General features: G+C 60.6%; 23 protein-coding genes and 4 pseudogenes. 10 read left to right on the top strand and 17 right to left on the bottom strand.

Annotated elements, in window-relative coordinates; translation table 11 throughout:
- Window positions 1-159: 159 nt before the first annotated feature.
- Window positions 160-1,313, bottom strand: a pseudogene (locus tag MHI61_RS00405) (IS256 family transposase).
- A gap of 251 nt (window positions 1,314-1,564) precedes the next feature.
- Here MHI61_RS00405 and MHI61_RS00400 point away from each other — a divergent pair.
- The 4 genes and pseudogenes from MHI61_RS00400 to MHI61_RS00385 form a co-directional block, all read left to right on the top strand.
- A pseudogene (locus tag MHI61_RS00400) lies at window positions 1,565-1,689 on the top strand (IS481 family transposase); the annotation flags it as partial.
- A gap of 876 nt (window positions 1,690-2,565) precedes the next feature.
- Complete coding sequence (locus MHI61_RS00395; RefSeq protein ID WP_011053330.1) at window positions 2,566-3,699, top strand: phosphoribosyltransferase domain-containing protein; 1,134 nt, start codon at window positions 2,566-2,568, stop codon at window positions 3,697-3,699.
- 114 nt (window positions 3,700-3,813) lie between these two features.
- A complete protein-coding gene (locus tag MHI61_RS00390; protein WP_004675992.1) occupies window positions 3,814-4,914 on the top strand; it encodes a cysteine protease StiP domain-containing protein in 1,101 nt (366 codons plus the stop codon).
- A gap of 158 nt (window positions 4,915-5,072) precedes the next feature.
- A complete protein-coding gene (locus MHI61_RS00385) occupies window positions 5,073-5,822 on the top strand; it encodes a hypothetical protein (protein WP_004675991.1) in 750 nt (249 codons plus the stop codon).
- 270 nt (window positions 5,823-6,092) lie between these two features.
- Here the strand turns inward: MHI61_RS00385 and MHI61_RS32695 are convergent.
- A pseudogene (locus tag MHI61_RS32695) lies at window positions 6,093-6,431 on the bottom strand (DUF4334 domain-containing protein); the annotation flags it as partial.
- A gap of 14 nt (window positions 6,432-6,445) precedes the next feature.
- On the opposite strand from MHI61_RS32695, the pseudogene MHI61_RS00375 reads away from it, so the two are divergent.
- Window positions 6,446-6,563 (top strand): annotated as a pseudogene (locus MHI61_RS00375) (DNA polymerase IV); the annotation flags it as partial.
- A 458-nt stretch (window positions 6,564-7,021) separates the two neighbouring features.
- Here the strand turns inward: MHI61_RS00375 and MHI61_RS00370 are convergent.
- Window positions 7,022-7,405 (bottom strand): hypothetical protein, encoded by a 384-nt coding sequence (locus MHI61_RS00370; protein ID WP_008534295.1) that lies wholly within the window; start codon window positions 7,403-7,405, stop codon window positions 7,022-7,024.
- A 459-nt stretch (window positions 7,406-7,864) separates the two neighbouring features.
- On the opposite strand from MHI61_RS00370, the gene MHI61_RS00365 reads away from it, so the two are divergent.
- Complete coding sequence (locus tag MHI61_RS00365; protein ID WP_029875506.1) at window positions 7,865-8,362, top strand: helix-turn-helix transcriptional regulator; 498 nt, start codon at window positions 7,865-7,867, stop codon at window positions 8,360-8,362.
- Between the two features lie 4 nt (window positions 8,363-8,366).
- Here the strand turns inward: MHI61_RS00365 and MHI61_RS00360 are convergent, their stop codons facing one another.
- Entirely contained in the window at window positions 8,367-8,597 is a 231-nt protein-coding gene (locus MHI61_RS00360) for a hypothetical protein (protein WP_239789242.1), read from the bottom strand.
- Between the two features lie 191 nt (window positions 8,598-8,788).
- Window positions 8,789-9,337: a hypothetical protein gene (locus MHI61_RS00355; protein ID WP_008534289.1), complete on the bottom strand. Its 549-nt coding sequence runs from the start codon at window positions 9,335-9,337 to the stop codon at window positions 8,789-8,791.
- Window positions 9,338-9,590: 253 nt separating this feature from the next.
- Here MHI61_RS00355 and MHI61_RS00350 point away from each other — a divergent pair, with 253 nt between their 5' ends.
- The 4 genes from MHI61_RS00350 to MHI61_RS00335 all read left to right on the top strand — a co-directional run bounded on the left by MHI61_RS00350 (window position 9,591) and on the right by MHI61_RS00335 (window position 13,717).
- On the top strand, window positions 9,591-9,749 hold the full coding sequence (locus MHI61_RS00350) for a hypothetical protein (protein WP_004672595.1): 159 nt from the start codon (window positions 9,591-9,593) through the stop codon (window positions 9,747-9,749).
- A gap of 169 nt (window positions 9,750-9,918) precedes the next feature.
- Window positions 9,919-11,022 (top strand): hypothetical protein, encoded by a 1,104-nt coding sequence (locus MHI61_RS00345; protein WP_239789241.1) that lies wholly within the window; start codon window positions 9,919-9,921, stop codon window positions 11,020-11,022.
- Window positions 10,913-12,760: a flagellar biosynthesis protein FlhA gene (locus tag MHI61_RS00340; protein WP_239789258.1), complete on the top strand. Its 1,848-nt coding sequence runs from the start codon at window positions 10,913-10,915 to the stop codon at window positions 12,758-12,760. The genes MHI61_RS00345 and MHI61_RS00340 overlap by 110 nt, the downstream gene beginning before the upstream one ends.
- A 42-nt stretch (window positions 12,761-12,802) precedes the next feature.
- Window positions 12,803-13,717 (top strand): pectate lyase, encoded by a 915-nt coding sequence (locus tag MHI61_RS00335; protein WP_008534276.1) that lies wholly within the window; start codon window positions 12,803-12,805, stop codon window positions 13,715-13,717.
- A gap of 60 nt (window positions 13,718-13,777) precedes the next feature.
- Here MHI61_RS00335 and MHI61_RS00330 read toward each other — a convergent pair whose 3' ends face one another.
- The 12 genes from MHI61_RS00330 to MHI61_RS00275 all read right to left on the bottom strand — a co-directional run bounded on the left by MHI61_RS00330 (window position 13,778) and on the right by MHI61_RS00275 (window position 21,500).
- Window positions 13,778-14,575 (bottom strand): EscU/YscU/HrcU family type III secretion system export apparatus switch protein, encoded by a 798-nt coding sequence (locus MHI61_RS00330; RefSeq protein WP_029875508.1) that lies wholly within the window; start codon window positions 14,573-14,575, stop codon window positions 13,778-13,780.
- Complete coding sequence (locus tag MHI61_RS00325; RefSeq protein WP_029875509.1) at window positions 14,562-15,371, bottom strand: flagellar biosynthetic protein FliR; 810 nt, start codon at window positions 15,369-15,371, stop codon at window positions 14,562-14,564. The genes MHI61_RS00330 and MHI61_RS00325 overlap by 14 nt, the downstream gene beginning before the upstream one ends.
- A gap of 10 nt (window positions 15,372-15,381) precedes the next feature.
- Window positions 15,382-15,651, bottom strand: coding sequence for a flagellar biosynthetic protein FliQ (locus tag MHI61_RS00320; protein WP_004672590.1), 270 nt, complete (start codon window positions 15,649-15,651; stop codon window positions 15,382-15,384).
- Window positions 15,652-15,716: 65 nt separating this feature from the next.
- The gene (sctR, locus tag MHI61_RS00315; protein ID WP_008534263.1) at window positions 15,717-16,370 is read right to left on the bottom strand and encodes a type III secretion system export apparatus subunit SctR; all 654 of its coding nucleotides are present in this window, start codon (window positions 16,368-16,370) and stop codon (window positions 15,717-15,719) included.
- Window positions 16,370-16,639 (bottom strand): FliM/FliN family flagellar motor switch protein, encoded by a 270-nt coding sequence (locus MHI61_RS00310; RefSeq protein WP_239789240.1) that lies wholly within the window; start codon window positions 16,637-16,639, stop codon window positions 16,370-16,372. Before MHI61_RS00310 ends, sctR begins: the two co-directional genes overlap by 1 nt.
- Before the next feature lie 8 nt (window positions 16,640-16,647).
- The gene (locus MHI61_RS00305; RefSeq protein WP_239789239.1) at window positions 16,648-17,388 is read right to left on the bottom strand and encodes a hypothetical protein; all 741 of its coding nucleotides are present in this window, start codon (window positions 17,386-17,388) and stop codon (window positions 16,648-16,650) included.
- Window positions 17,385-18,704 carry a FliI/YscN family ATPase gene (locus MHI61_RS00300; protein WP_029875511.1) on the bottom strand — a complete coding sequence of 440 codons (1,320 nt, stop codon included), beginning with the start codon at window positions 18,702-18,704 and terminating at the stop codon, window positions 17,385-17,387. The genes MHI61_RS00305 and MHI61_RS00300 overlap by 4 nt, the downstream gene beginning before the upstream one ends.
- The gene (sctL, locus tag MHI61_RS00295) at window positions 18,697-19,260 is read right to left on the bottom strand and encodes a type III secretion system stator protein SctL (protein ID WP_004672586.1); all 564 of its coding nucleotides are present in this window, start codon (window positions 19,258-19,260) and stop codon (window positions 18,697-18,699) included. Before sctL ends, MHI61_RS00300 begins: the two co-directional genes overlap by 8 nt.
- Window positions 19,257-19,886, bottom strand: a complete 630-nt coding sequence (locus MHI61_RS00290; RefSeq protein WP_008534242.1) for a hypothetical protein — start codon at window positions 19,884-19,886, stop codon at window positions 19,257-19,259. Before MHI61_RS00290 ends, sctL begins: the two co-directional genes overlap by 4 nt.
- A gap of 2 nt (window positions 19,887-19,888) precedes the next feature.
- Window positions 19,889-20,719 (bottom strand): type III secretion inner membrane ring lipoprotein SctJ, encoded by an 831-nt coding sequence (sctJ, locus tag MHI61_RS00285; RefSeq protein ID WP_032984874.1) that lies wholly within the window; start codon window positions 20,717-20,719, stop codon window positions 19,889-19,891.
- Entirely contained in the window at window positions 20,716-21,192 is a 477-nt protein-coding gene (locus MHI61_RS00280) for a hypothetical protein (RefSeq protein WP_004672583.1), read from the bottom strand. Before MHI61_RS00280 ends, sctJ begins: the two co-directional genes overlap by 4 nt.
- 50 nt (window positions 21,193-21,242) lie before the next feature.
- A complete protein-coding gene (locus MHI61_RS00275) occupies window positions 21,243-21,500 on the bottom strand; it encodes a hypothetical protein (RefSeq protein ID WP_004672582.1) in 258 nt (85 codons plus the stop codon).
- Between the last annotated feature and the right edge of the window lie 261 nt (window positions 21,501-21,761).

Genomic DNA, 21,761 nt, shown 5'->3' with positions numbered 1-21,761 from the left:
TTGCGAGAATAGCGGCGGGAACTCCGCGCGGGAACAACGGGCTCACCAAGTGATCCCACTTTCAGTCCCATTGTGCCCACTCATTCGGGCTTACTGTCGGACCCTATCGAGACCTCGCCGCAGCTGCGAAGCCCCACTCATATCCGTTTGAATTTGGCATCAAGGCTTGACGCTTGCCGTCCACACGGGGCAATTCGGGCAGTGTATTAGCCTGCTGTCCCGCTCGTTTCCTGACCCGACATCACAGCGGGGCAGGCTGATTTGGGGATCATCGCTCATTTGGGCCATGGTCTCAAGCGTCATATACCTGGCGCGTTGAACGGCCCATTCATCATTCTGTTCGAGCAGCAATGCACCGACGAGACGGACGATGGCTTCGTCGTTCGGAAAGATGCCGACGACCTCGGTGCGTCGCTTGATTTCGCCGTTGAGACGCTCAATTGGATTCGTCGAGTGCAGCTTTGCCCGGTGCTCTTTGGGGAAGGTCATGTAGGCGAGCACGTCCTCTTCAGCGTCGTCCATGATGGTGGCAAGCTTCGGCACTTTCGGCCTGATTTGATCGGCGACACTGCGCCATTGTGCGCTTGCTGCCTCCGGGGTCTCCTGGGCAAAGGCCGTCGCGATGAAGGCGGATACGACCCGCCTGCCGCTCTTTCCAGCATGCGCGAGCACGTTCCTCATGAAGTGAACCCGGCACCTTTGCCAAGTGGCATTGAGAACCTTGGAAACGGCGGCCTTGATGCCCTCATGTGCATCAGAGACAACCAACTTCACCCCGCGTAGACCGCGGCGCGTTAGCCTGCGCAGGAATTCCGTCCAGATCGGTTCGGCCTCCGAGGTGCCAACTTCCATACCCAGGACCTCGCGCCGACCGTCGTTATTGACGCCGACCGCGATAATGACGGCGACTGAGACGATGCGGCCGCCACGCCGGACCTTGAGATAGGTCGCATCCACCACAGGTCGTCGACAGAACGAGTCGAGATTCCCTGGATATACGCTTCCTGGATAACGGCCGTCAGAGCTTTCTCTGCCATGCGGCGCGGTTCAAGGAAGCTCGGAAAGTAGCTGCCTTTGCGCAGCTTCGGAATGCGAAGCTCGACGGTGCCAGCCCGCGTCTCCCAATCGCGGTCACGGTAGCCATTGCGTTGAGTGAGCCGCATGGGGTTCTTCACACCGAAGTCAGCACCCGTGGCCGAGCCGACCTCCAACTCCATCAGCCGCTCGGCGGCAAAGCCAATCATCTCACGCAACAAATCTGCATCGGCACTCTTCTCAACAAGCGAACGCACGTTCATCATGTCATTGGTCATCGGTGATCTTTCCGTCAGGTTGGTCTTGAACAACCCGACCCTAGCGGAAAACACTGATGGCCGCCCGCAAAGCCGATCACCCGCTACAGCGCAACGAGAAGCGCGCGGGCGCTCGGCTTTACTCCCTACCGTCAGCTACACCAGGTGCTGGGACACGATCCGCGTTGCCGGTTGCTCACACCGCGCCACTTGGCGTATTCAAAACCGCCGAGGCTCTAATCGCCGCTGGATGAAAGTTCAGTGGCAGGTCACGCAGGCTCAAGACCCTCAAGGGCCTCACACTACGAGTTCGTCTGCAAGACATAGACTTCGCAGCCTGAACGTTTCACCCTCGATCCGCTCCATGAAAATGCCGGGACTGAACAACGACGGCTGAGTGCAGGCATCAAGACTTAAGTCTGTCGTAAAGCAGACAAAGCGAATACAAACGTGGTGCGAACTGTCGGCTATTGGCTGACACGAAGATGCAGAACCCTCGACGTGCTGGAGGTGCCCCAGGCACCTGCTATCATCGCAGGTTGGGGCCAAGGCTGGCCTGCTCTGATCCCCGGTAGTGGGCGGGGTACACCCTGCCGATTTCAATGAAGCTACGCCTTTTTTCCCGGCTGATCTCGTCCACCGTTCAAAGGCCCAACCGCCACGTCAGCAGCGTTTAGGCGAATATACGCTCCAGCATCTCTCTTAACTGCAGCGCTTCGCCGCCATCTGAGGTTTCGCGACCGCACGCGCTTGCCATGGCAGGTCCCGCAATCCGTCGCCCAAAGCCGTTATGGATGCAATACGAAATTTCCCGGCAATCTGGACATCTGCCGCGTGAGACCTGGAATGCAATATTCGAGTTCTGGTGCCTATTCAGCTCCCATTCGTGCTGCATGTCCGAGTGGCACGTCCCTTGCTTCACTTCATGCTACTGATTCACCGCAGAGAGCGAGGATGAACTGACGTAAACTCTATTTCTATCGCCCCAGTCGCTTTGTCGGAGATGGGTCACGAGCCGCATCGACGGGGCAGGAAGGCCTCAGATCGGGATTTAGCCCCAACGAAGCTGAAACCAGGGAGGCGCTCGGCCGTGCTGGCCTTCGCGCCAAGGGCCGGCGAATTCTCCTGCGATATCGTGGCGCGGATGCACTCTGAGCCTCGAGAGGTAAGTGCTACCCTGCTCGTCAACGAGACGCCATGAGCGTGCGGCGTCACGGAAACATATGGCACGGATTTTTTCCACGGTAAACGTCCGTACTTTCGAAAGCTGGCAATGGTGAATCCTTCAACATACTCTGCGCAACTCGCCGACGGCACTATCTCGGTTCACGTGGATCGAAGCCTTGTACCCCCCATCGAGATGTTCGGCTTCGGGCAGCGAATCAACCCGAACCGCTCGTTTCTGTTTGTTTCCAAGGTTCTTGGTCGATTCCTGCCGATCCGCCCTTCGGTCATGGGAAATGCATTCGACCTCCTTGCACGTCAGATTCCTGCCGATATTCCTGGTCCGGTTTTGTTCATCGGAATAGCCGAAGCGGGCATTGGCCTTGGTGCGGGTGTCCATCGGCGGTTCCGCGAACTCACTGGTCGCGGCGATGCAATATATATCTGCTCCACTCGCCATGATCTTAAACTGCCGCTGCTGTGCGAATTTGAGGAAGAGCATAGCCATGCCCCGCGGCACCTCCTGCACGAACCATGCGAGGCAAGGCTCCGCGACTTGGTTCATGGTGCGACCGGCTTGGTACTCGTTGACGATGAGGCTTCGACAGGTAAGACATTTGCCAACATCTTCGCTGCCCTTCCTGCAAAAATTCGTTTGAAGCTGAAGCACACAGTCCTACTTACGCTTACCGACTGGTCAGAAGGCGCTGCCCGCGCGGAGATCACGGGAACAGTCAGTGAGGCTACTATCGTTTCCGGACGGTACAGTTGGACTCCGCGTGGGGATTTCACGGCAGCTACTCCGCAGGTCCCTTCCTGTGACCGTCCTAAGCGGCCCGAGGTCTGTCCCGACGTCGCTCGAGACTGGGCGCGTCTCGGCGTCGTCGATCACTTGCAGGGTCTCAATGCAAACGCTGCCGATGACGGGATTACCCTCGTACTCGGAACGGGCGAACACGTGTGGCAGCCCTTCCTGCTTGCGGAGCGCTTGGAAAAGGAGGGCGCTGAGGTTTTCTATTCATCCGTGACGCGTTCTCCCCTGTCGAAAGGCCACGCGATCGGTTCAGTACTTTCGTTCTCCGACAACTACGGCGGAACGGTTCCACATTACCTCTACAACGTCGATCCAGCGCTGTACTCGAAAATTATACTCTGCTCGGAGACAGGCCCGGAAAATGTCTGTGCCAGCCTGATGTCCGCACTGGGCGATCCCATTGTCCTTTCAGACGTAGAAGGTGAATGAAGCCGCCTTAGGCCATGCGGTCTGCCGCTTCGAAATCGGCTCACTCGATCGGACATTTCCGCCAGTCCACAGCGACACAACACTGCTGTCGCGTTACCTAAGGACATCACTCCCATGGGGGATACCTATGACAGCATCGCCTCCCCTGCCACACTAGGCTCCTACGCCGAATACGACGTGACGCTCCTTCTCAAGAGAGTGGATATTCAGCCTACTGACACGGCCACGAGGGAAGAGGCCATCCAATCCGGGCGGCGGCATTACTCGGAAATGATTTCCGCCGAGATGGCCCCGACCCGCGAATACATGGAGCTGTTTGCTAAGGCCATGGCCACTGGTGGCCCGCGCATGGGCGCCGAGACGGCACGCCTCGCCCTCGCGATCGTGCAGTCGGTCGAGGGTCCTATTACCCTTGTCAGTTTGGTCCGCGCCGGCGTGCCCTTCGGCATCCTTCTCAAGAGGGCCATCGCCTTACTCGGCCGGGACGTCGGACACTACGGGTTGTCGATCATTCGCGACAAGGGCGTTGACGACGAGGCTATGCGCCACATTCTTGCCAGGCGTCCTGTCGAGAGCATCGTCTTCGTAGATAGCTGGACGGGCAAAGGAGCAATTGCGAACCAACTCGAAAAGAGCTTCAAGGACTACTCAGACCGGCCTGCGCGGCTAGTTGTATTGGCCGACCCCTGCGGCTGCGCATGGCTCGCCGCATCGGGCGACGACTGGCTTATTCCCTCCGGAATGCTAGGATGCACCGTATCCGGGCTTATCAGCCGCTCGATCCTCAACGCTGCCCTCGTCGGTCCCGGTGACTTCCACGCCTGCGTCCAGTGGGATAATCTCGCGGAACACGATATTTCCCGATCATTCGTGGATGGTATGTGGAATGATGTCTCCACTGTGATTGCAACCGAAATCCCGAGCGTCTGGAGTATCGAGACCCGCCGGGCGCATCGCGATGCCGCCGCCGCTGCCGTCGCCTGGGTGATGGGGGAGGACGCCGTAACGAACATCAACCGAGTAAAGCCGGGCATTGCGGAGGCGACCAGAGCCATCCTGCGACGTGTGCCGGAAAAGGTGTACGTCTCGTCGCCAACCGATCCAGAACTCGCGGCCCTCATGTACCTGATCGACAACAAAGGCGTCCCGTATGTCGTCTCCCCTAGAAAGATCGCCCCCTACCGCGCCGTCACGCTGATCCGGCACGTCTCCTAATCTCCACGTATGTCTACTTACGAGCTCGGCGCGCAGGTCAAGGAAACTGAGATGTGACAAATTCCGTATCGTAAAATTCATTGCCAATGGAGAATCCGCGAAAGCTCACATCTGGCAATCGATCAGATATTTAACCAGTCGCATTTTGGAGTACGCATATGAAGCCCATTGCTCTGGTGGACCTCGACGACACCTTGTTTCAAACCAAGAAAAAGATACCGGAGATTGCGGAAGCCGATCTGGTATTGGCGTCCAAATCCATTAATGGAAGCAACTCCTATATGACGAAGATTCAAGCTGCCTTTGTCGAGTGGCTGCTCGTCTCCACGGAGGCCATCCCGGTTACGGCGCGCGGCTCTGAGGCTCTTTCGCGCGTTACGATCGCGTTTGAAAGCTACTCAATCGTATCGAACGGTGCCGTCATCCTCAAAAAGGACGGCAAGCCTGACGCCGAATGGCATGAGGTCGTCGCAAGGGAGCTCCGGCCGCTTGCCGGCTTTTTCGATAAGCTCCTCGATGAGGGCAGGACCAAGGCGAGGGAACTTGGCGTCCACATCCGGTGCTGGTCGGTGATGGAAGCTGATCTCGCGACATATGTTGTCTTCAAAGAGATTGACGGAGACGGCTCACGCCTTGAAGAGATTGTGCCGATCATTCGAGAAAAACGGGGTTGGGTTCGACACCACAACGGCAATAACCTTGCGCTAGTTCCGCCTGCGATCTCAAAACGGGTGGCCTCACAATTTCTGCTCAAAAAGCTTCGGACGGAGCATCCAGGTCGCCCAGTGATCGGCTACGGTGACAGTGTGAGCGACTTCTCCTACCTGTCCCTCTGCGACTGGTGGGGCGCTCCGGGTAACTCTCAAATGACAGACCTTGTCGTTTCCGCTGTTGCGCGTGAGAGATAGGTGACACGCGTACTGCGAACGTGGTGATATGTGAGGAGGGTGCAGGAATGATCCTGCACCTCCAGTCTTTCAGTAGAAACTTCCTATGGGTAAAACGCCGCGCCATATCGCGGTAAGAACCATGGCAAGCGCGGCGAGGATCGCGAGATTCCCGTCGGCTTTTACCACGAGTACGTAGAGCTTGTATTTCAGCATGATATGACCTTTCGATGAGCTCATTAGGAACTGCCGTCTCGACGGTTCGTGCCTTACTTGCGCAGAGCGAAATTTCGCGCCCATGATCCTCTCGGCGTCGATCCGCCGGAAATGGTCGACGATGGGTTGATCGTCATAGACCATGGCCGCGCTCTTGACGCAGCCGAACATCATGGCCTTCAAAGACGCGACCGGGCCCTCGCCCGCAGCCGGCGCTGGAGATAGGAAAACTTGGTTGCTTGCCACACGCGTCCTGTCGATCTTATAAAAACGCAACGTTAGCCGAAGCGGGATCCATTTGGGATCCACGGCAACCAGCCGCCGGTCTCCCGCTCGAAACAGCAGCACATCGGCGCGCATGTCCGGCGTGAACCGTTTGCCGAACCAGCCAAGATCTTCGAGCACACCATCGAACGATGCCCCGTCGATTGGCGACTGTCTATCCATTCAAGCGGCCAGTGCGGCTGCTCGGCGTCACGCTTTCAACGCTGACGACCTCCGATCGGCAATGCACGACCCCAGTCCCAACTTGATCTCGGGCTCTGACGGCCCATCGCCCCGAAATAGAAAAGCCTGCCGCGGGAGGAGGTGCGGCAGGCTTTCCTAAAAGAACCGAACGGCGACCTGGGAGGAGGAGTGCCGCTGTTCCCACAGACGTCCCTTTGGGAGGAGGAGTGGGCCGTCTAAACTTCGAAGCGTTGCGGGAGGAAGCATCGCTTCGATGAAAATAGCAATACTCGGGCCAGCGCCATGAAGCCAGCGTCTATGTTGCACTGCAGCTATGCACCCGCCGCAACAATCGGCAGGACATCGAGCATTCCTACCCCTGATTTTGTCGGCGGCTCTGCCGCTGTTACAGAGTGGAACCGCTACAACGTCAATTTCGATATCGAAAGCCCCAAGAAGGCCGTGACAGTTCGCGGCGGCCCTGCCGTCATGGAAAGTAGCGCCGCTGGAGACGGTGGCCGGCAGCTAAGCTGGATCGGTGCGGTTCGCGACAGTCATTAGGGGACACCCGGTGACAGACAGTATGAAGTGGCAGTCGCTCCCAGAAGCGCAAGATGTTCTGCGGGTATGTTTTCACCGTTAAGACCCGGCTGTACAATCCCGATCCGGTACTCGATGAACTTGCGTCGGGCAGCCTTTCGAAGCGTGGCCAAGTCATTCAGGCTGCCTCGAATGAAACGGGCCCGGCCCTTAAGATGTGATGTTTCTCTCACGGTCAGGTGGTTGATGAGGTTCTTCAAGCTCCATGTCCCCTTCACCCCCTTCTGTGCTTGACCGCAAACGAGGTAAAGATCGTCCGCCCGGCGCCCCATTACTGCCTGCGAGTATTTCAGATGCCAGAGAAGTACGGTGACGGTATCGTCCGTCTCCTCGATCGCCACGACGTCCGCGCTCTCCCAGGTGTCATCGTCATCTCTTCCGGGAGAGTGGGCAGACAATCCTCGCAATGGGCGTTCCGCTGATCGCACCTCCTTTGGTTTTCTGACCACTTTACCGCCCGAAGCGTGACCTCTCGCTTTTGAGGCAAGTGTCCGAGCGTAAAGCGAAGCTATTGAATCTTGTAAAGAATTCGGTTGCGCAGCGGGCGGATTCCCGCTATCTTTTTCGATAGGGCAGTACGCGCTGCCCTGGGGTGTGGAAACCCCTACACGTGGTTGATGCCGGCCGTAACGGCATCACACTCCTTGACCTTCGGTCGAGGAGCCTGTGGCGTATGTCCAGGTTCCTCGGAACTAAAGGCCACAGGACCGTCGTGTACGGTTTCCAACTCCCCGATCAGTGGGTTTAGCGAGTTTTCAGCGGGGGCGCACCGCGTGAAACTCTCCATCGGGGTGTCCACCATGAAGCGCTATGCAGCAGCACAGGTCCGGACTTCGAGGCCTGCGCAAGCCGAACAGTCGAATGTAGCGCGCGAGTTGGTGCATCCAGTTGATCGGCATGTCGGACAGCAAATCCGTATCCGCCGAATGCAGTCGAATGTATCCCTAGGGGATCTCGGCGCCGGCATCGGGGTCAGTTTGCAGCAGGTACAAAAATATGAAAGCGGTAAGAACCGCGTCAGCGCTTCGATGCTCTACGAGCTTGCCAATTGCCTCAAGATCCCTGTTTCGAGGTTTTTCGAAGGTCTTCCAGATCCCGAAACCACTCAGGGCCAGCAAATCATAACAGAGATCGATGAGAAGATTGCCTACATTTCCACGGCGGAGGGACGGCGTCTGATAGACGACGTTTTGCTCCTTTCTCCGCGTGTGCGCAGCCGGGTCGTTGCCCTCGTCAGCTCGATTGTCGATGAAGAGATGGAAGAACAGAAGCCGGTTGGTTCATCTGCTGGTTCTTAGCTCCCTACCGGTCGATTTTCTCCGCTGCTTCAAGCGAAAATTCGACGCGCAATACCGCCTTCTGTGCTCGCGAAAAATCGGCGGCGACGTGTTCTGCCCGCTCTTGCGCGGCGCGCCGGGCGGCTTTGTGTTGCGCAAGCGATAGGCCGGCATCGGCTTCATGGCTGCGCAATACGGATTGTCGCATCAGCGCGTCCTGAAGCTCGGCGGCGGCGATGACACCACTCTTGCGCAATACGTCGACGACAGGATTGCCGGCGGCCCGGCTTGCCGCGATGTCGAGCGCTTCGGAGGCTTTCGTTTCCCGCTCCCGCGCGCTTTCGGCATCCGCCCGCGCCTCGGAGAGGCTGCGGGAAGATTGTCCGCCCGCAGGCTGCGGATCTGCAGCAACTGCCTGAGAGATTTCAACGCCTTCATATCAGCCGCTCAGGCACCGTTGTTCGTCGTCAGGATTTCCAGCTGGCCGCCCTTGATGACCTTGATGCTGTCGGCTTGCTGCCGGCTCAGCACGTCTTCGACGGCCTTGGTGAAGACGGCGGGCCCGCGCACCAGCACCAAGCCGCTGGCGGGATCTTCACGCAGCGCATCGTCCGGCAGCAGCGGGAACAGCGCGCGAATGGCGTTTTGCTCGGTCTTCCAGCTGCGGCCGCCGCGATCGAGGACAACGGTGGAGACCTCCTGCTTCGGCGCGATGATGATGCGGCTGCCGTCATAGGCGACGAAGAGATTGCTGGCATCGCCAAGCTTGACAAAGGCCTTGGCTCCGCTTTCCCGGACGGACCAGTGCTCGACCTTGCCGCTCAGCGTCCCGACTGTCGTGACCGGGATGCCGGACATGAAGGACAGCGTCTGGACGACATCGCCAAGCGGCAGGGAGACGACATCCAGGCGCACCTCCCGCTCGCTGGCGCCGGCCGGTGGAGGAAAGGAGGCCAGCAGTCCGATAGCGGCCATGTAAACAAAACGCGCAAACATCTGAGTTTACCTCACGATCCGGATATCGCCCGACAACTAATGAACGAATGAAGGCAGGGCTGCGAAATCCAATCTATTAATAATTATCTGATCTACTGTTGCAGATCATCGGTCCGCTGGGAACAGGACGGATATCCATTTCGCGCATTTGTTGTACATATCGCGAATTAATAACTTTTTAACATAAGCTATTGAATTCGATCTTGAATTCTGCAAGGCTCTGGCCGCCAAAACCATGCAAGGAGTTCAAGACATGGCTAGTACTTCGACACTTGATGCGGGCATCGGCTCGGCGATTTCCGCCTTCAAGTCGGCCCAGAACGAAGCGACCGAGCAGAGCCTGAAGGTTGCAACCGAAATCACCAAGATCAACGGCGTCGCAAACGCCATCAAGAAGATCGGCCCAGGCTGATTGAAACAATGGCGAGACGGGTTCGCCCGTCTCGCTTCCCCGCTCTCGAAGACAATAAAAGCCGCTCGACGGACGGTTCGGGAACAAGATGGTTATGGATCTAGATTCCTCTTCGCCGACATTCAGAGGTAACGCCGGCAACGCTGCGTCAGGCAGCGGCGGACCGGTCTTGCGCATCACGCGTGCCGGGCGCAGCTCCAATCTGCCGCTGACGGCGGAGCGGCAGGTGGTCGGCGGCAGCGCCGATTGCGACCTGATCATCCTCGGCGCCAAACCAGAACCCGCCTTTACCATCAGTTTGCAGCGCTCCCGCGGCTCCGACACGGTGTCGTTGACCGCGCTGCGGGATGACGTCGTGATCAACGGTCGTTCCATCCCACGCGATCGGACGATGACCCTTACGAAGAGGCAGACCATCTCCTTCGACGGCACGGCCTGCGAACTCGAAGGTCTCGGCGCCGGGCGCGTGCGGTTCGCGCCACGCCGGATTGCGGCTGCCGGCCTTCTCGGGCTGGCGGCGTTGCTTTTGCTGGCCGGGCTTTACAACAGCGATGCGCCGGCTCACGAAGCCCCGCTCGTCAGGGTTTCCGCCGCGCCGGAACCGGCGCCGTCATCGGCGGCAATTGCTGCCGAAATCCGCCAGGTCATTCGTATGGCTCAGCTTCCCCAAGATCTGAGCATCGTCGCCACCGCCGACGAGATTCGCATCGGCGAAGGATCGCGCCCTCTCTGCCTGCCCGACAAGGCCAAGCTGCGCAGCATCATCGCCTCGATGAGCCGGCGCGGTTCCGTTTCCATCGTCGATCTCACCGCCCTCTCTTCCGGTCTCGACGGCTTCGTCGCCGCCGCCGGCTATACGCCCGTCAGATTCATCATCGGCTCCGACGGCCGCCGCTACGAGGAAGGCGATGTCGTTTCGAGCGGCTGGCGGATCAAGGAGATCGGCAAAGACCAGATGACCGTTTCCCGCGACAGTGAGGACGATACGGTCAATTTCGCCCCGCCGGCAGTGCCGAGCCGAAGCTCGCCGAAATTTCCAGCAGCGAACAAGAATAGGCGATGGCGTCGGAAGCCGGATCATGAAGGTAAGGTCATCCGCCATCGCCATGCTTGCGCAACGCACCGATATGCTGCTTGCGGTGTTTTTCGCCTCCGTCGTGACGATGCTGGTGCTGCCGCTTCCGACAATCGTTCTGGACGTGCTGATCGCTTTCAATCTCTCCTTCGCTTTCGTGGTGCTGATCACCACGACCTATCTGAAGAGCGTGCTTGAAATCTCGACCTTTCCCGCGGTCATTCTGATCGGCACGCTGTTCCGCCTGGCCTTGACGATTTCCTCGACCCGGCTCGTGCTGGCGGACGCCGATGCCGGCGAGATCATCATGGCCTTCGGCGATTTCGTCGTTGCGGGAAATGTCGTCGTCGGGCTGATCATTTTCCTGATCGTGGCGCTGGTGCAGTTCATCGTGGTGACGAAGGGCGCCGAGCGCATCGCCGAGGTCGGCGCGCGTTTCACGCTCGACGCCATGCCCGGCAAGCAGCTCGCCATCGACAGCGACCTGCGTAACGGCCATATCACCACGGAAGCCGCGCAGAAGCGCCGGTCGCGCCTCGAACAGGAGAGCCAGTTCTTCGGGGCGATGGACGGCGCGATGCGCTTCGTCAAGGGCGATGCGGTCGCAGGATTGGTGATCGTCGCCGTCAATCTCATCGGCGGCCTGGCGATCGGTATCTTCCAGAAGGGCCTGAGCTTCGCCGAGGCCGCCCATCTCTATACGCTGCTGTCGATCGGCGACGGTCTGGTGTCGCAGATTCCGTCCATTCTGATGGCAGTCTCGGCCGGTATCGTCGTGACCCGCGTGTCCGATGACGGCAACGGCAGTCTCGGCAGCGATATCGGCCGCGAACTCTTCCGGGAGCCCCGTGCATTGGCGATTGCGGCGGCGCTGACGATCTGCGCGGGCTTCGTGCCGGGATTTCCCACAGGCGTGCTCGGCGCGATCGGCCTGTGTCTGGCGGGCCTTGCCTTCATGGTGCATCGCCGGCGCGCCGGCCCAGCCGCGGCCGGATCGGCAAATGCCGTGGAAAGCGCCAATTCCTATCCGCTCGACAGGACGAAATATGGCGATCCCGTCATCGCCACCGTCGCGGTGGAAACGCTGGCGCGGCTTGAGGCGATGCGACTCGGCGAAATGCTGGACGGGCGGATCCGCATGGCGGCGCGCGCCGTCGGCGTCTCCGTGACGGTGCCGACGTTCAACGCCGATCCCCGCATGGCCGAGGATCTGATCCACCTTCAGGTCGAAAACGTGCCCGCCGGTCTCGTCAGCTGCGGTCCCGAACGGACGGCCGAACAGATTGCCGACGACATCGTGCGCATCGTCCGCCGCCATATCGGCGCCCTGTTCAGCGTCGACGACGCGGCACAATGGCTGGGCAGCCTCGAACCGCGTCTCGGCAAACTGGCGATCGACGTCGCCACCCAGGTGCCGCTGATGCTGACGGTCGCGGTCGTCAGACGCCTGCTGGATTCCGGCGTGACGCTTTCCCAGCCGCGCGGACTGCTGGAAGTGATGCTGCACGCCGGCACCGATCACGCGCCGGATGCCCTGGCCGAAATGGCGCGCGCCGCGCTGGTCAAGCAGATCGCCTTCGGGCTTCTCGACCGGCGCGGATTGCTGCCGGCGCTGGTGCTTCCCGCCGAATGGGACCACTTCATCCGCTCCTATGACGCCGCTGGAGCGACCGAGAAGATCGAGATAGCCGAAAGGCTGCGCCTGCTGGCCGAGAAAGCCAGGCAGGCTCTCGAGGACGCCAACGAGCGGGGATACGATCCCATCATCATCGTGCCGGGCGAGTGGCGCCTGCTCACCCAGACGCTGATGATCCACCACAACTGCCGCATTCCGGTGCTGGCGGCGGAGGAGATCGACAGGGATATAACGATCGAAACCATCGGAGAGATCGGGCAAATCCGGAACGCTGCCGGCTCCAAACAAAGGCCGGGCTGATAGAGCAAGTGAAGTAGACGAGACCAACTGGGGATGAATGCAATGTGTGGCGTAGATGGACAAAGGCCCATAGACTTCGACAGAACCTCCCGTTTCGACCTTGAGTCCGATTGCCTTGGCGGCAGCAATAGGGCCGACACGGATTTCACCGCCATCCGAACCCGCAAGGTCTCGCCCTTCGAAGATTTCTCCGGCAACCCGCCGACGCTGACCTCCTATGTGCCGAAGTCGCGGGAAACGTCGGAAAACGGCATGGATTCCGACCCCAAGGATCTGCTGCGCAAGCACATCAACTGGCAATCCCACTCCAAGAAGGTGGATCCATCCGACGAGAAACAGGCCACGACTTTGCAGACCACGACGGAAAAACCCGACCTCTCGAAAGAGGGCAGCGTCATCGTCGTCAACGAGCCGATCGTCGTGGATGGCGGCGTGTTCGACGGCAAGGGCGCGACCTATACGGCCTCGTCCAAGCTCGGCGATGGCGGCCAGTCCGAAACCCAATCGCCGCTGTTCATTCTCAAGAACGGCGCGACGCTCAAGAATGTCAATCTCGGCGAGAATGGCGCCGACGGAATCCACGTCTATGGCGGCGCGACGCTCGAAAACGTCAATTGGCAGAATGTCGGCGAGGATGCGCTGACGGTAAAAAGCGCCGGCGACGTCACTATTGTCGGTGGCTCCGCCAAGGGCGCGACCGACAAGATCTTCCAGATCAATGCCGACACGAGGTTCTATCTGAAGGATTTCGTCGCTGACGGCTTTACCACGCTCGTGCGCACCAACGGCGGCAAGCAGATCGACGCCGACGTCACCATCGACGGCGGGGCGTTCTCCCACGGCAGCAACGTCTTCCGCACCGACAGCTCACTTGCCAGCGTGACGTTCCTCTCCGATATCACGCTGGACGATGTGAAGAACTGGACGCGTGTAGGTGACAACCAATCGGGCGTCTGAGACGCCCGACCACCGGAACCGCAAAGCGAAGATCAAGCGGGCGGCTTAGGCTCCCGCTTTTCATTGCCGGCCTGGTCCTTGCCTGCGCGGCGGGCTGCTGCGCATTTCCGCGCCGATTTGCCGGCGCGCCGATTTCAGCTTCGGGTCGCCCTGGGTATCCTTGTATTCGCGCCGCGCCTCGGTCTTGGTCATGCGGTGTTCGTGCCTGAACAACGCGCGCGAAATGCGGATATCGAAAAACGCCGCGGCCACCATGATGCCGGCGGCAATGACGAGGATCGAGCCGAGGAGATGGGCTGTCGCGGAGAGCGTGCATGCTTCTCCGCAAAGAGGCGACCAGAAGATGCTGTTGAGGAAATAGAGGATCGCACCGCCGCCGGCGGTGGCGAGCAGGACAAACTTGACGAGCCCCTTGACGAACTCGGCGATGCTCGCGAGCGAAAAAAGCCTCTTGATGCCCTCGAACGGATTGAGCCGGGTGAAATCGAAGCTCATATGTTTGAACGATACGGGAAACCCCTGCCCGTCGAGGATCGACACCAGGATGGTCGCGGCAAGACCCGTGGCAAGCGGCAGCCAGATGAGATCGAGCAGCGCCACGCCGGTTTCGCTCAAGCCGACAGTGACGGCGTCGGAGAGGTCGGCCCGTCCGGCGGACTGCAGGCCGCTATCGAAACTGCGGGTGAAATCCTCGAGGATAGCAGGCAAGCCCCAGGTGACGTAGACGGCGATGGCAAGGACGGAGATCGCAACCGGGATTTCCTTCGAGCGGGGAACCTGGCCCTCGCGCCGGAGCCGATCGAGCTTCACCCGGCTCGGCGGCAGGGGTTTTTCCTCGGTATCGTCATTTTTGGCCATGGGTCACCTCCAGCATGGCTTTCACCTCGTTGAATCCGTCGATCCAGAGATCGTGGAAATAGCTGGAGATAAAGGCCGTGTAGATGACGAGAATGACCACGACCGCGAAGTTCTTGATGGCCGGCAGGCTATCGTTCAGCGGGAATTGTTTCGACGAGCGGCCAACGAAGGCCAGCGACAATTCGAGCGCGCAGGTGACGATCATGAACGGGGCGGCAAGCAATCCGGCCGCTTTGAACAGCCGGCCGAATACACCGAGGATCATGTCGAGCGGATCGTCGGGCATGGCGGGCATGAGCTTGAAGAGCGGCCAGAACTCGAACGACTTGTAGAAAATCGCGACCAGATCGATGATGCCGCCGGCGCTGACGAAAAGCACCAGGGCGATCGACATCATCAGCGAACCGAGCGGCGCGGTTTCCAGCGCGTTGATCTGGTCGAAGAGATTGGCGGCATTGGCGCCGCGATAGACATCGGTCATATCACCCGCCGCCTGGGCCGCCCAAAAGGGAATGCCGAGCCCCATGCCGATAAGCGCCCCGAAGCAAAGTTCCTTCATCGAAAGGGCGGCCAGATCGAACCAGGACGTATCTCCGAGAGCCAGCACCGAATAGGCGAAGGCGACGGAGGGCGCCGAAAGGCCGATTGCCAGGCCGAAACGCAGAATGCCGACGATGCTGAACAGCGAGAAGATCGGGAAGATCAGCAGGATCCCGAGCGCGCGGGCGGCGCCGAGCATCGCCGCGGCCGGTGCCGCGACCTCGATGCCGACGATCGGAAGATGATCCGGCCCCATCCGCCCCGCCTCACTGAACCATGGTCGGGAAGTCGTTCAGGATATGAACGGAATGTTCGATCAGCGGCGTTGCCAGCACCCGGCCGAACAGCAGCAGGGTGATGGAGATCACGAAAATCTTGACGATCTGCGCGATGGTCTGCTCCTGGATTTGCGTTGCCGCCTGGAAAATGGCGATGATCAGCCCGAGAAGCGCGGCCAGGCCTAGAATGGGGCCGGCCAAGGCGAAGGTCGCCATGACGGACATGCCGATTTCGGCTGCGACCTGGTCTTCACCCATGACGGCAGGCCTTTCGCGTGGGCGCGGCAGGCGCTCGAACCGGGGCTTTCGTCAAGGCGCGATGCTCACTGCGCATAGGACAGCACCAGACCTTCCAGCAATCGCCGCCAGCCGTCGATCGAGACGAACAGCAGCAGCTTCAGCGGTGTCGACACCACGGTCGGGGACATCATCTGCATGCCGAGCGCCACCAGAATGGCGGAGACGGCGAAGTCGATCATCAGGAAGGGCAGATAGATCAGAAATCCGATTTCAAAGGCCCGCGTCAGTTCCGAAACGAGGAAGCTCGGCGTCAGCACGGTGATATCGTCGGAGGCAATGGGGGTTGCCGGCGCGTTTGCCCAGATCTTCTGCGACGCCTGCACGAAAAAGTCGCGCACCTCGGCGTCGGAAAATTTCAGCATGAAATCCTTCAGCGGCGCTGCCACTTTGATCATGCCGTCCGCCATGCCACTGACCGTGCCGAAATCGCCGCTATGGGCGAGCAGCAATTGCCAGCTGTTTTGCAGCACCGGGTTCATCACGAAGGCCGAGAGCACGATGGCAATCGCAAAGACCAGGAGATTCGGCGGCGTCTGCTGGATGCCGATCGCATTGCGCACGATCAGCAGGACGACTGAAATCTTGGTGAAGGAGGTTGCGATCACGGCAATGACCGGCAGCATCGAGATCGCCGCCATTGCCGCGAGGCTCTGGGCAAGAGGAAAGCTCTGTTCCATCAGTCGTGCAGCGCCGTGACGCGAACGGCGCTCAACCCATCCACGGAAATGATTTCGCCCCGTCCGATAATGCGGCCCTGGGCGATGATATCGACGGCGTCCGACAATGGCCTGTCGAGGTTGAACACATAGCCCTCGCCGATCGTCTCGAGTGTGCGCAGCGGCAACTCCAGCCGTCCGGCATCGAAGACCAGCTTGATCGGGATGCTGTCGACAGGCGACGGACGCGGCTCGCCCTGCAATTCCTGATCGACGGTGTCATTCGTCATGAAATGCCTCATTGGTCCGGTTGGCGTCGACAGGAGCGGCTCGGTGAGGACCGCGCCTTTGTCCGAGCGCATGCAGGTTGCAAGGTAACGTTCACCCGTGATCGCGACCACGGTCTCCGGTGCCCCCCATCGATGACGATGCCGTCCCCCAATCGCAGGGATTTGATCTGACCGACCGACAGCACGGCATAACCGCGCCGGATGTTGACCGCCGTCGTCAGGGCATTGAGCGTGCGGCGCGGTAGGCGGCTTGCCCAGCCGACGAGGCCGGCAAGGAAGGTTTCATCGAAACGGCCGCTCAAGGGCAGGCTCATGCCGCTCCAGCCGATTTCGAAGCCGAAATTGCCGCTAAAATCCGGCTCCGGCTGCGCGCCGATCTCCAGCAGCGAAAGGCCGATGCCGATCTTGTTCTCGATTGCCTCGAAGGCCTCGGCGAACTGATGTTCCACCACCGCCGCCTTTTCATGCGGTGACAGTTTTTCCCAGAGGAGCAGCGGTTCAAGCCTTTCGGCCAGCAACCACAATGCGCCGGCCGACGCAATCAGCGTCTGCTCCCGTTCGCCGACGCGGCAGAGAATGCCGACTGGATCGGCAATCCGCGCGGCTGCGATATCGGGGGACAGCGGGCGAACGGAAAGCGTCTGCTCCCGGACCGGAATTTGCCAGGCGGCGCGCATCGTCGTGCCGGAACGGGAAAAGAAGCTCCCGGCCATCGATGAGCGGGGCCATGCGGGCGCGGCGATATTCATCGGACAAGCTCCTCGAGCGCTTCGACGATCGCGCCGAACGGCTGCGGCTTGCCCTGGCCGTCAAACAGGAAGCGCTGGATGAGCCCGTGTTTGGCGACGGCCTCGTCGACGGCTGCGTCGCGCCCCTGGCGATATTCGCCGACGCGGATCAGCAGTTCCACCTCGTCATAGAGGGCAAGCAGGGCGCGCAGCCTGTCGGCTGCCTGGCGATGGCTCTCGCTCACCACTGCGCTCATCGTCCGGCTTCGGCTGGCCAGCACATCGATCGCCGGAAAATTGCCTGCCTTGGCAATCTTGTCGGAGAGCACGATATGGCCGTCCAGCAGCGATCTGGTTTCTTCGGCAATCGGATCGTCTTGCTCTTCGCCTTCGACGAGCACCGTATAGAAAGCCGTCATCATGCCGTTTGCGCTGTTGCCGGCACGCTCGAAGATTTGCGGCAGGACGGCGAATACGGAAGGCGGAAAGCCGCGCCGCACCGGCGGTTCGCCGGCGGCAAGCCCCACTTCGCGCAAGGCGCGGGCCATGCGGGTGACGCTGTCGATGACGAGCAGCACGTGTTTTCCCTGCTCGCGAAAATATTCGGCGATCGCCGTTGCCGTCATCACCGCCTTGAACCGCTCCAGCGCCGGGCGGTCGGATGTGGCGACAACCAGCGTCACATTCGAGGGGACGCCTTCCGGCATGTTGCCGGCAACGAATTCGCCGACCTCGCGTCCGCGTTCGCCCACCAGGGCGCAGACGATCACATCGGCCTTGTTGTTGGCGACGATCTGGGACACCAGCGTCGACTTGCCGGCGCCAGGCGCGCCGAAAATACCGATGCGCTGGCCCTGCCCGCAGGTCAGCAATCCGTCCAGGGCGGCAATTCCCGAGGTGAACGGCTGGCGGATGGGACGGCGCGACAAGGGGTTGACCGGCTGGCCGTAGAGCGGCTGCAGGAAACGCGCGTCCTCGCCGGCCGGATTGGCGGAGGGACGCAGGACGTTGCCGTGCGCATCGACGATCGCGCCGAGCAGGAAGTTGCCGACAGAGATCGCCGGCTCCCGGCCGGTCGGGACGATTTCCGTGCGCTGGGAGATGCCGCGGGTTTCGCCGTGAAGCGAGAGAAGTGCCGTCTCGCCGTCGATACCGACGACATCGGCGAGGCCGATGCGGCCCCTGCCCGGCTCATGCAGTTCGCAGAGCTCGCCGATCCGAACCGAGGGGATGAGCGCCCGCACCAGCAGGCCCGAAACACTCGTCACGCGGCCGCTCTGCCGTCGCACGTCCGTCTGTTCGAGCGTCCGCTCCATGCGAAGCAATGCGTCAGCCATGGACGAGGGCCTCGATCACGGTGGCGAGCTGGTCTTTCAAGCCGATCTGGCTTCGTCCCGCCGATGTCTCCAGGACGATCTCGCCGGCAGACATCAGCGGATCCGTTTCGATAGTGATGCGATGATCGATATCCGCAATTGCCTGGGCGATCATGGCGGCATCCTCGGGGGCGACATGGAGGGCGATCTCCTGGGCCTCTGCGGTCTGGGATATGGCGTGGCGGACCAATCGCCTGGTGCGTTCGTCGGCCTCCATCGATCCGAGGATCAATCCGACCGATTTCAGAACCACCGCCTCGACCCAGCTGTCGAGATTGGCAATCTCCTGTTCGGCTTTTCCGAGCGAGGCGGCAAGCCGTGCGGCGGCATCACGAACGCCCTGTTCGAACCCGTCGCGATAGCCGTTTTGGGCGGCCTGCTCGCTGGCGGCTGCAAGTGTGGCCTGGGATTGGGCGGCGTCCTGGCGGGCAGCCGCCAGAATTTGCGCCGCCTCCCTGATCTGGCCGAAGTTTTCCGCCGGAATGATGCGGTCGTGGCGTGCAAATCCCGAGCTCATCGTCCGGCGCCTTCCTGTGTGGAGGCGACCTCGTCGACGGCGGCCGTCGCCAGAACGAGCGCCGGGCTCTTCAACAGGGAAGCCGAGCCGTTTTCGGCCATGTCGCGCCAGCCCGCCCACCGCCATGCCGCAGAGATCCGATATTCGTCTGCCAGAAGCGTCAGCATCGACCAGCCATCGGCCTCGACGACATGCCTTGCCTGCTCGCTCAACAGATCAAGCGGCGGCGTTGCCGTGGAAAGATTGATGTGGCCGAGGGCGAATGCGACCGCTTCCTCGCCGTAGGCGGCCCTGAGCCTCGCAAGGGTCGGGCGATCGACCGCGGGGCAGAAGGCTGCGAGATGATAGGCGAAGCCCGCCCGGAACGCGGCCTTTGCGAGTCCGTCCGCGTCCATGGAAATCAGGCGGCGGGCGCCGTCGGCAAATGTGGCGGGGTCGCCATGGGCTTCTGCGATCTCCGTGAAAAGCCGCCGGTGCAGCCGCCGCGACAGGGTAGACCCATCGGCAAGGAGCGGCGCGGTCCCATCCCATCGGGCGGCCGTCAGCATATCCGCGGAAAGCAGCGCTGCCCTGCGGATCCTCGCCGCATCCGAGATCGCCTCGCCGTCCGAACGCGGCGTGCGCATGCTCAGCGCTCCTTCCGCTGCGGCAACAGCAGCAGCAGGCATGCCCCGATGGCGAGGATAATTGCGCCGATCACGGCCAGATTGGGGGCCTTGAAAGCCGAGAGAGCGCTTTGCACCATCGAGAATGGCGCTGCGGCGGGTGCCGGCGTCACGGTTGCCGCCGGGGCCGATGCTGCCGTTGCCGGCGGGGCCGCCGGCGCGCCGACCTCCGACCAGGGGCTGACCACCACCGAGACATCTTCGTAAGAGAGATCACGGATGCTGTTGACCAGAACGGACCGGCTTTTCATGTCGATCTCGTTGAGATTGGCGCCGGGGCGATATTGCAACACGGCCGCCGCCCTCGCCTTTTCCTTGATGAGCCCGCGGCCGTTTTCCTCCGGCAGCACCACATGGACGCGCGCCGTCGCCACGCCGTCAAGCCCCGAAAGCGTTTCGGCAAGCTGCTGCTCGATGGCGTAGCTCATCCGGGCTTTTTGTTCGTAAGGCGTCACAAGGAAGCCGTTGCCGGGAAAGAGTTCGGCGACATTTCCGAACGACTGACGCGGCAGACCGGCGCCCGCCAGCAACTCGATCGCCCGGGCATGATCGGCTGATTCAGCGGCGATCGCATAGGTCCCGCCCTTTTCGCTCCTCATGGTGACGGAGATGCCGGCGCGTTCGAGCAGGACCTGAGCATCCAGCGCATCGCGCTGATCGAGTCCCGTCAGCACGTCCTGGCTGCAGGCGGCGAGGAACAGGCAGAGGGCGAGCATGGCGGCCTTCGGAAGGACTTTGCGCGCGGGCGAAGTGATCGGTGATCTCGCAAGGGCCGATGTGATCATGATATTCACTGGCCCTGCGTCAGCCGTTTGGACGACGACATCACCGACTGGGTGAGTGACGACAGCAGCGTCGTGCCGGTCGCGAATTGCTGTGATTTCTCCAGCCGGTCGATCGATGTCGTGATGTCTTCGATCTTCGGGCCGCTGTGATCCTTGTCCGCGGCAAATCGCACCAGCGGCGTCTCCGGCTGGCCGTTCCCGGCCACCGGCATGAAGAATGCCGACAGCCGGTCGAGAATGCTGGAGGGCCTGGTATTGCCTTCCGGTGAATAGGAGGGCGGGACGGCGTCGGACTCAGGCGCGATCTTGCGGCCCTGGATGTTGGGAATGGAGGTGAGTTCGGTTGGCCGAAGGCCGGCGAAATCCGCCGGCTGCAGCCCGATCCGCTCCGCCACGATCTCCGAGGTCTTCAGCACATTGCCTGTCGATACGCCATCAACGGGCGGCGTAAAGGCGCGGCCGGTAAGTTCTTCTCCGCTCATTGCAATTCCTCAACTCGGTACACGTCAACTGCAAACGATGAACGGGAACGCTACTCGTCGCTGCCTTCGTCGATCGCCTCCTTGGCGAAATTGAAAAGCGAATTGTTCAGCATCAGGGTGTTGGAAATCATGCCTGGCAGAAACGCGTCCACGGCAGCGGAGAGTATCTCGCTCTCGCTGTTCGGATCGACCTTTTTCGTCGTGCTGCCGGTGGTGTCCTTGGAATCTGTCTTATCAGTCGTCAGCTCCACCGAGACAGGGTTTGCAGGCGCCAGGTTCAGGTCGGAATTCACTGCATCTACGGCCATATGAGCACTTCCATCAAGGAGTTATCAAAATGAATGCATGATTTGATATGGATAAAAAAACGGCCGGTCAATTGTTTAAACTTAACCGATGGTTAATTTTCGGAAATTACAATCGCTTTGACAACTTTCTCGACCTTTATATTAAAATTGAACGTTTTTATCCATAAAGCGCAGCAGATATCCAGATTGCGCATGAAATTCATACTTAAATTTATTGCTATCAAATATTCACAGGCCCGACCGCCTCTACGCCAACCGGGC

Source organism: Rhizobium sp. K102 (assembly GCF_022385315.1).
GTDB classification, from domain to species: domain Bacteria; phylum Pseudomonadota; class Alphaproteobacteria; order Rhizobiales; family Rhizobiaceae; genus Rhizobium; species Rhizobium croatiense.
Note: the sequence above shows the minus strand (reverse complement) of the source record. Positions and strands in the feature narration are given on the sequence as shown.

Excerpts from the sequence above, each read along its gene's own strand:
- MHI61_RS00390 (WP_004675992.1), top strand. The coding sequence starts at position 3,814 with ATGGGGGATACCTATGACAGCATCGCCTCCCCTGCCACACTAGGCTCC.
- sctL (WP_004672586.1), bottom strand. The coding sequence starts at position 19,260 with ATGAGCTCGGGATTTGCACGCCACGACCGCATCATTCCGGCGGAAAAC.
- MHI61_RS00320 (WP_004672590.1), bottom strand. The coding sequence starts at position 15,651 with ATGGGTGAAGACCAGGTCGCAGCCGAAATCGGCATGTCCGTCATGGCG.
- MHI61_RS00335 (WP_008534276.1), top strand. The coding sequence starts at position 12,803 with ATGTGTGGCGTAGATGGACAAAGGCCCATAGACTTCGACAGAACCTCC.
- MHI61_RS00350 (WP_004672595.1), top strand. The coding sequence starts at position 9,591 with ATGGCTAGTACTTCGACACTTGATGCGGGCATCGGCTCGGCGATTTCC.
- MHI61_RS00365 (WP_029875506.1), top strand. The coding sequence starts at position 7,865 with ATGAAGCGCTATGCAGCAGCACAGGTCCGGACTTCGAGGCCTGCGCAA.
- MHI61_RS00325 (WP_029875509.1), bottom strand. The coding sequence starts at position 15,371 with ATGGGGCCGGATCATCTTCCGATCGTCGGCATCGAGGTCGCGGCACCG.
- MHI61_RS00395 (WP_011053330.1), top strand. The coding sequence starts at position 2,566 with ATGGTGAATCCTTCAACATACTCTGCGCAACTCGCCGACGGCACTATC.
- MHI61_RS00275 (WP_004672582.1), bottom strand. The coding sequence starts at position 21,500 with ATGGCCGTAGATGCAGTGAATTCCGACCTGAACCTGGCGCCTGCAAAC.
- MHI61_RS00280 (WP_004672583.1), bottom strand. The coding sequence starts at position 21,192 with ATGAGCGGAGAAGAACTTACCGGCCGCGCCTTTACGCCGCCCGTTGAT.
- MHI61_RS00305 (WP_239789239.1), bottom strand. The coding sequence starts at position 17,388 with ATGAATATCGCCGCGCCCGCATGGCCCCGCTCATCGATGGCCGGGAGC.
- MHI61_RS00385 (WP_004675991.1), top strand. The coding sequence starts at position 5,073 with ATGAAGCCCATTGCTCTGGTGGACCTCGACGACACCTTGTTTCAAACC.
- sctR (WP_008534263.1), bottom strand. The coding sequence starts at position 16,370 with ATGGAACAGAGCTTTCCTCTTGCCCAGAGCCTCGCGGCAATGGCGGCG.
- MHI61_RS00290 (WP_008534242.1), bottom strand. The coding sequence starts at position 19,886 with ATGCGCACGCCGCGTTCGGACGGCGAGGCGATCTCGGATGCGGCGAGG.
- MHI61_RS00340 (WP_239789258.1), top strand. The coding sequence starts at position 10,913 with ATGCTGGTGCTGCCGCTTCCGACAATCGTTCTGGACGTGCTGATCGCT.
- MHI61_RS00355 (WP_008534289.1), bottom strand. The coding sequence starts at position 9,337 with ATGTTTGCGCGTTTTGTTTACATGGCCGCTATCGGACTGCTGGCCTCC.
- MHI61_RS00330 (WP_029875508.1), bottom strand. The coding sequence starts at position 14,575 with ATGGCCAAAAATGACGATACCGAGGAAAAACCCCTGCCGCCGAGCCGG.
- MHI61_RS00300 (WP_029875511.1), bottom strand. The coding sequence starts at position 18,704 with ATGGCTGACGCATTGCTTCGCATGGAGCGGACGCTCGAACAGACGGAC.
- MHI61_RS00310 (WP_239789240.1), bottom strand. The coding sequence starts at position 16,639 with ATGACGAATGACACCGTCGATCAGGAATTGCAGGGCGAGCCGCGTCCG.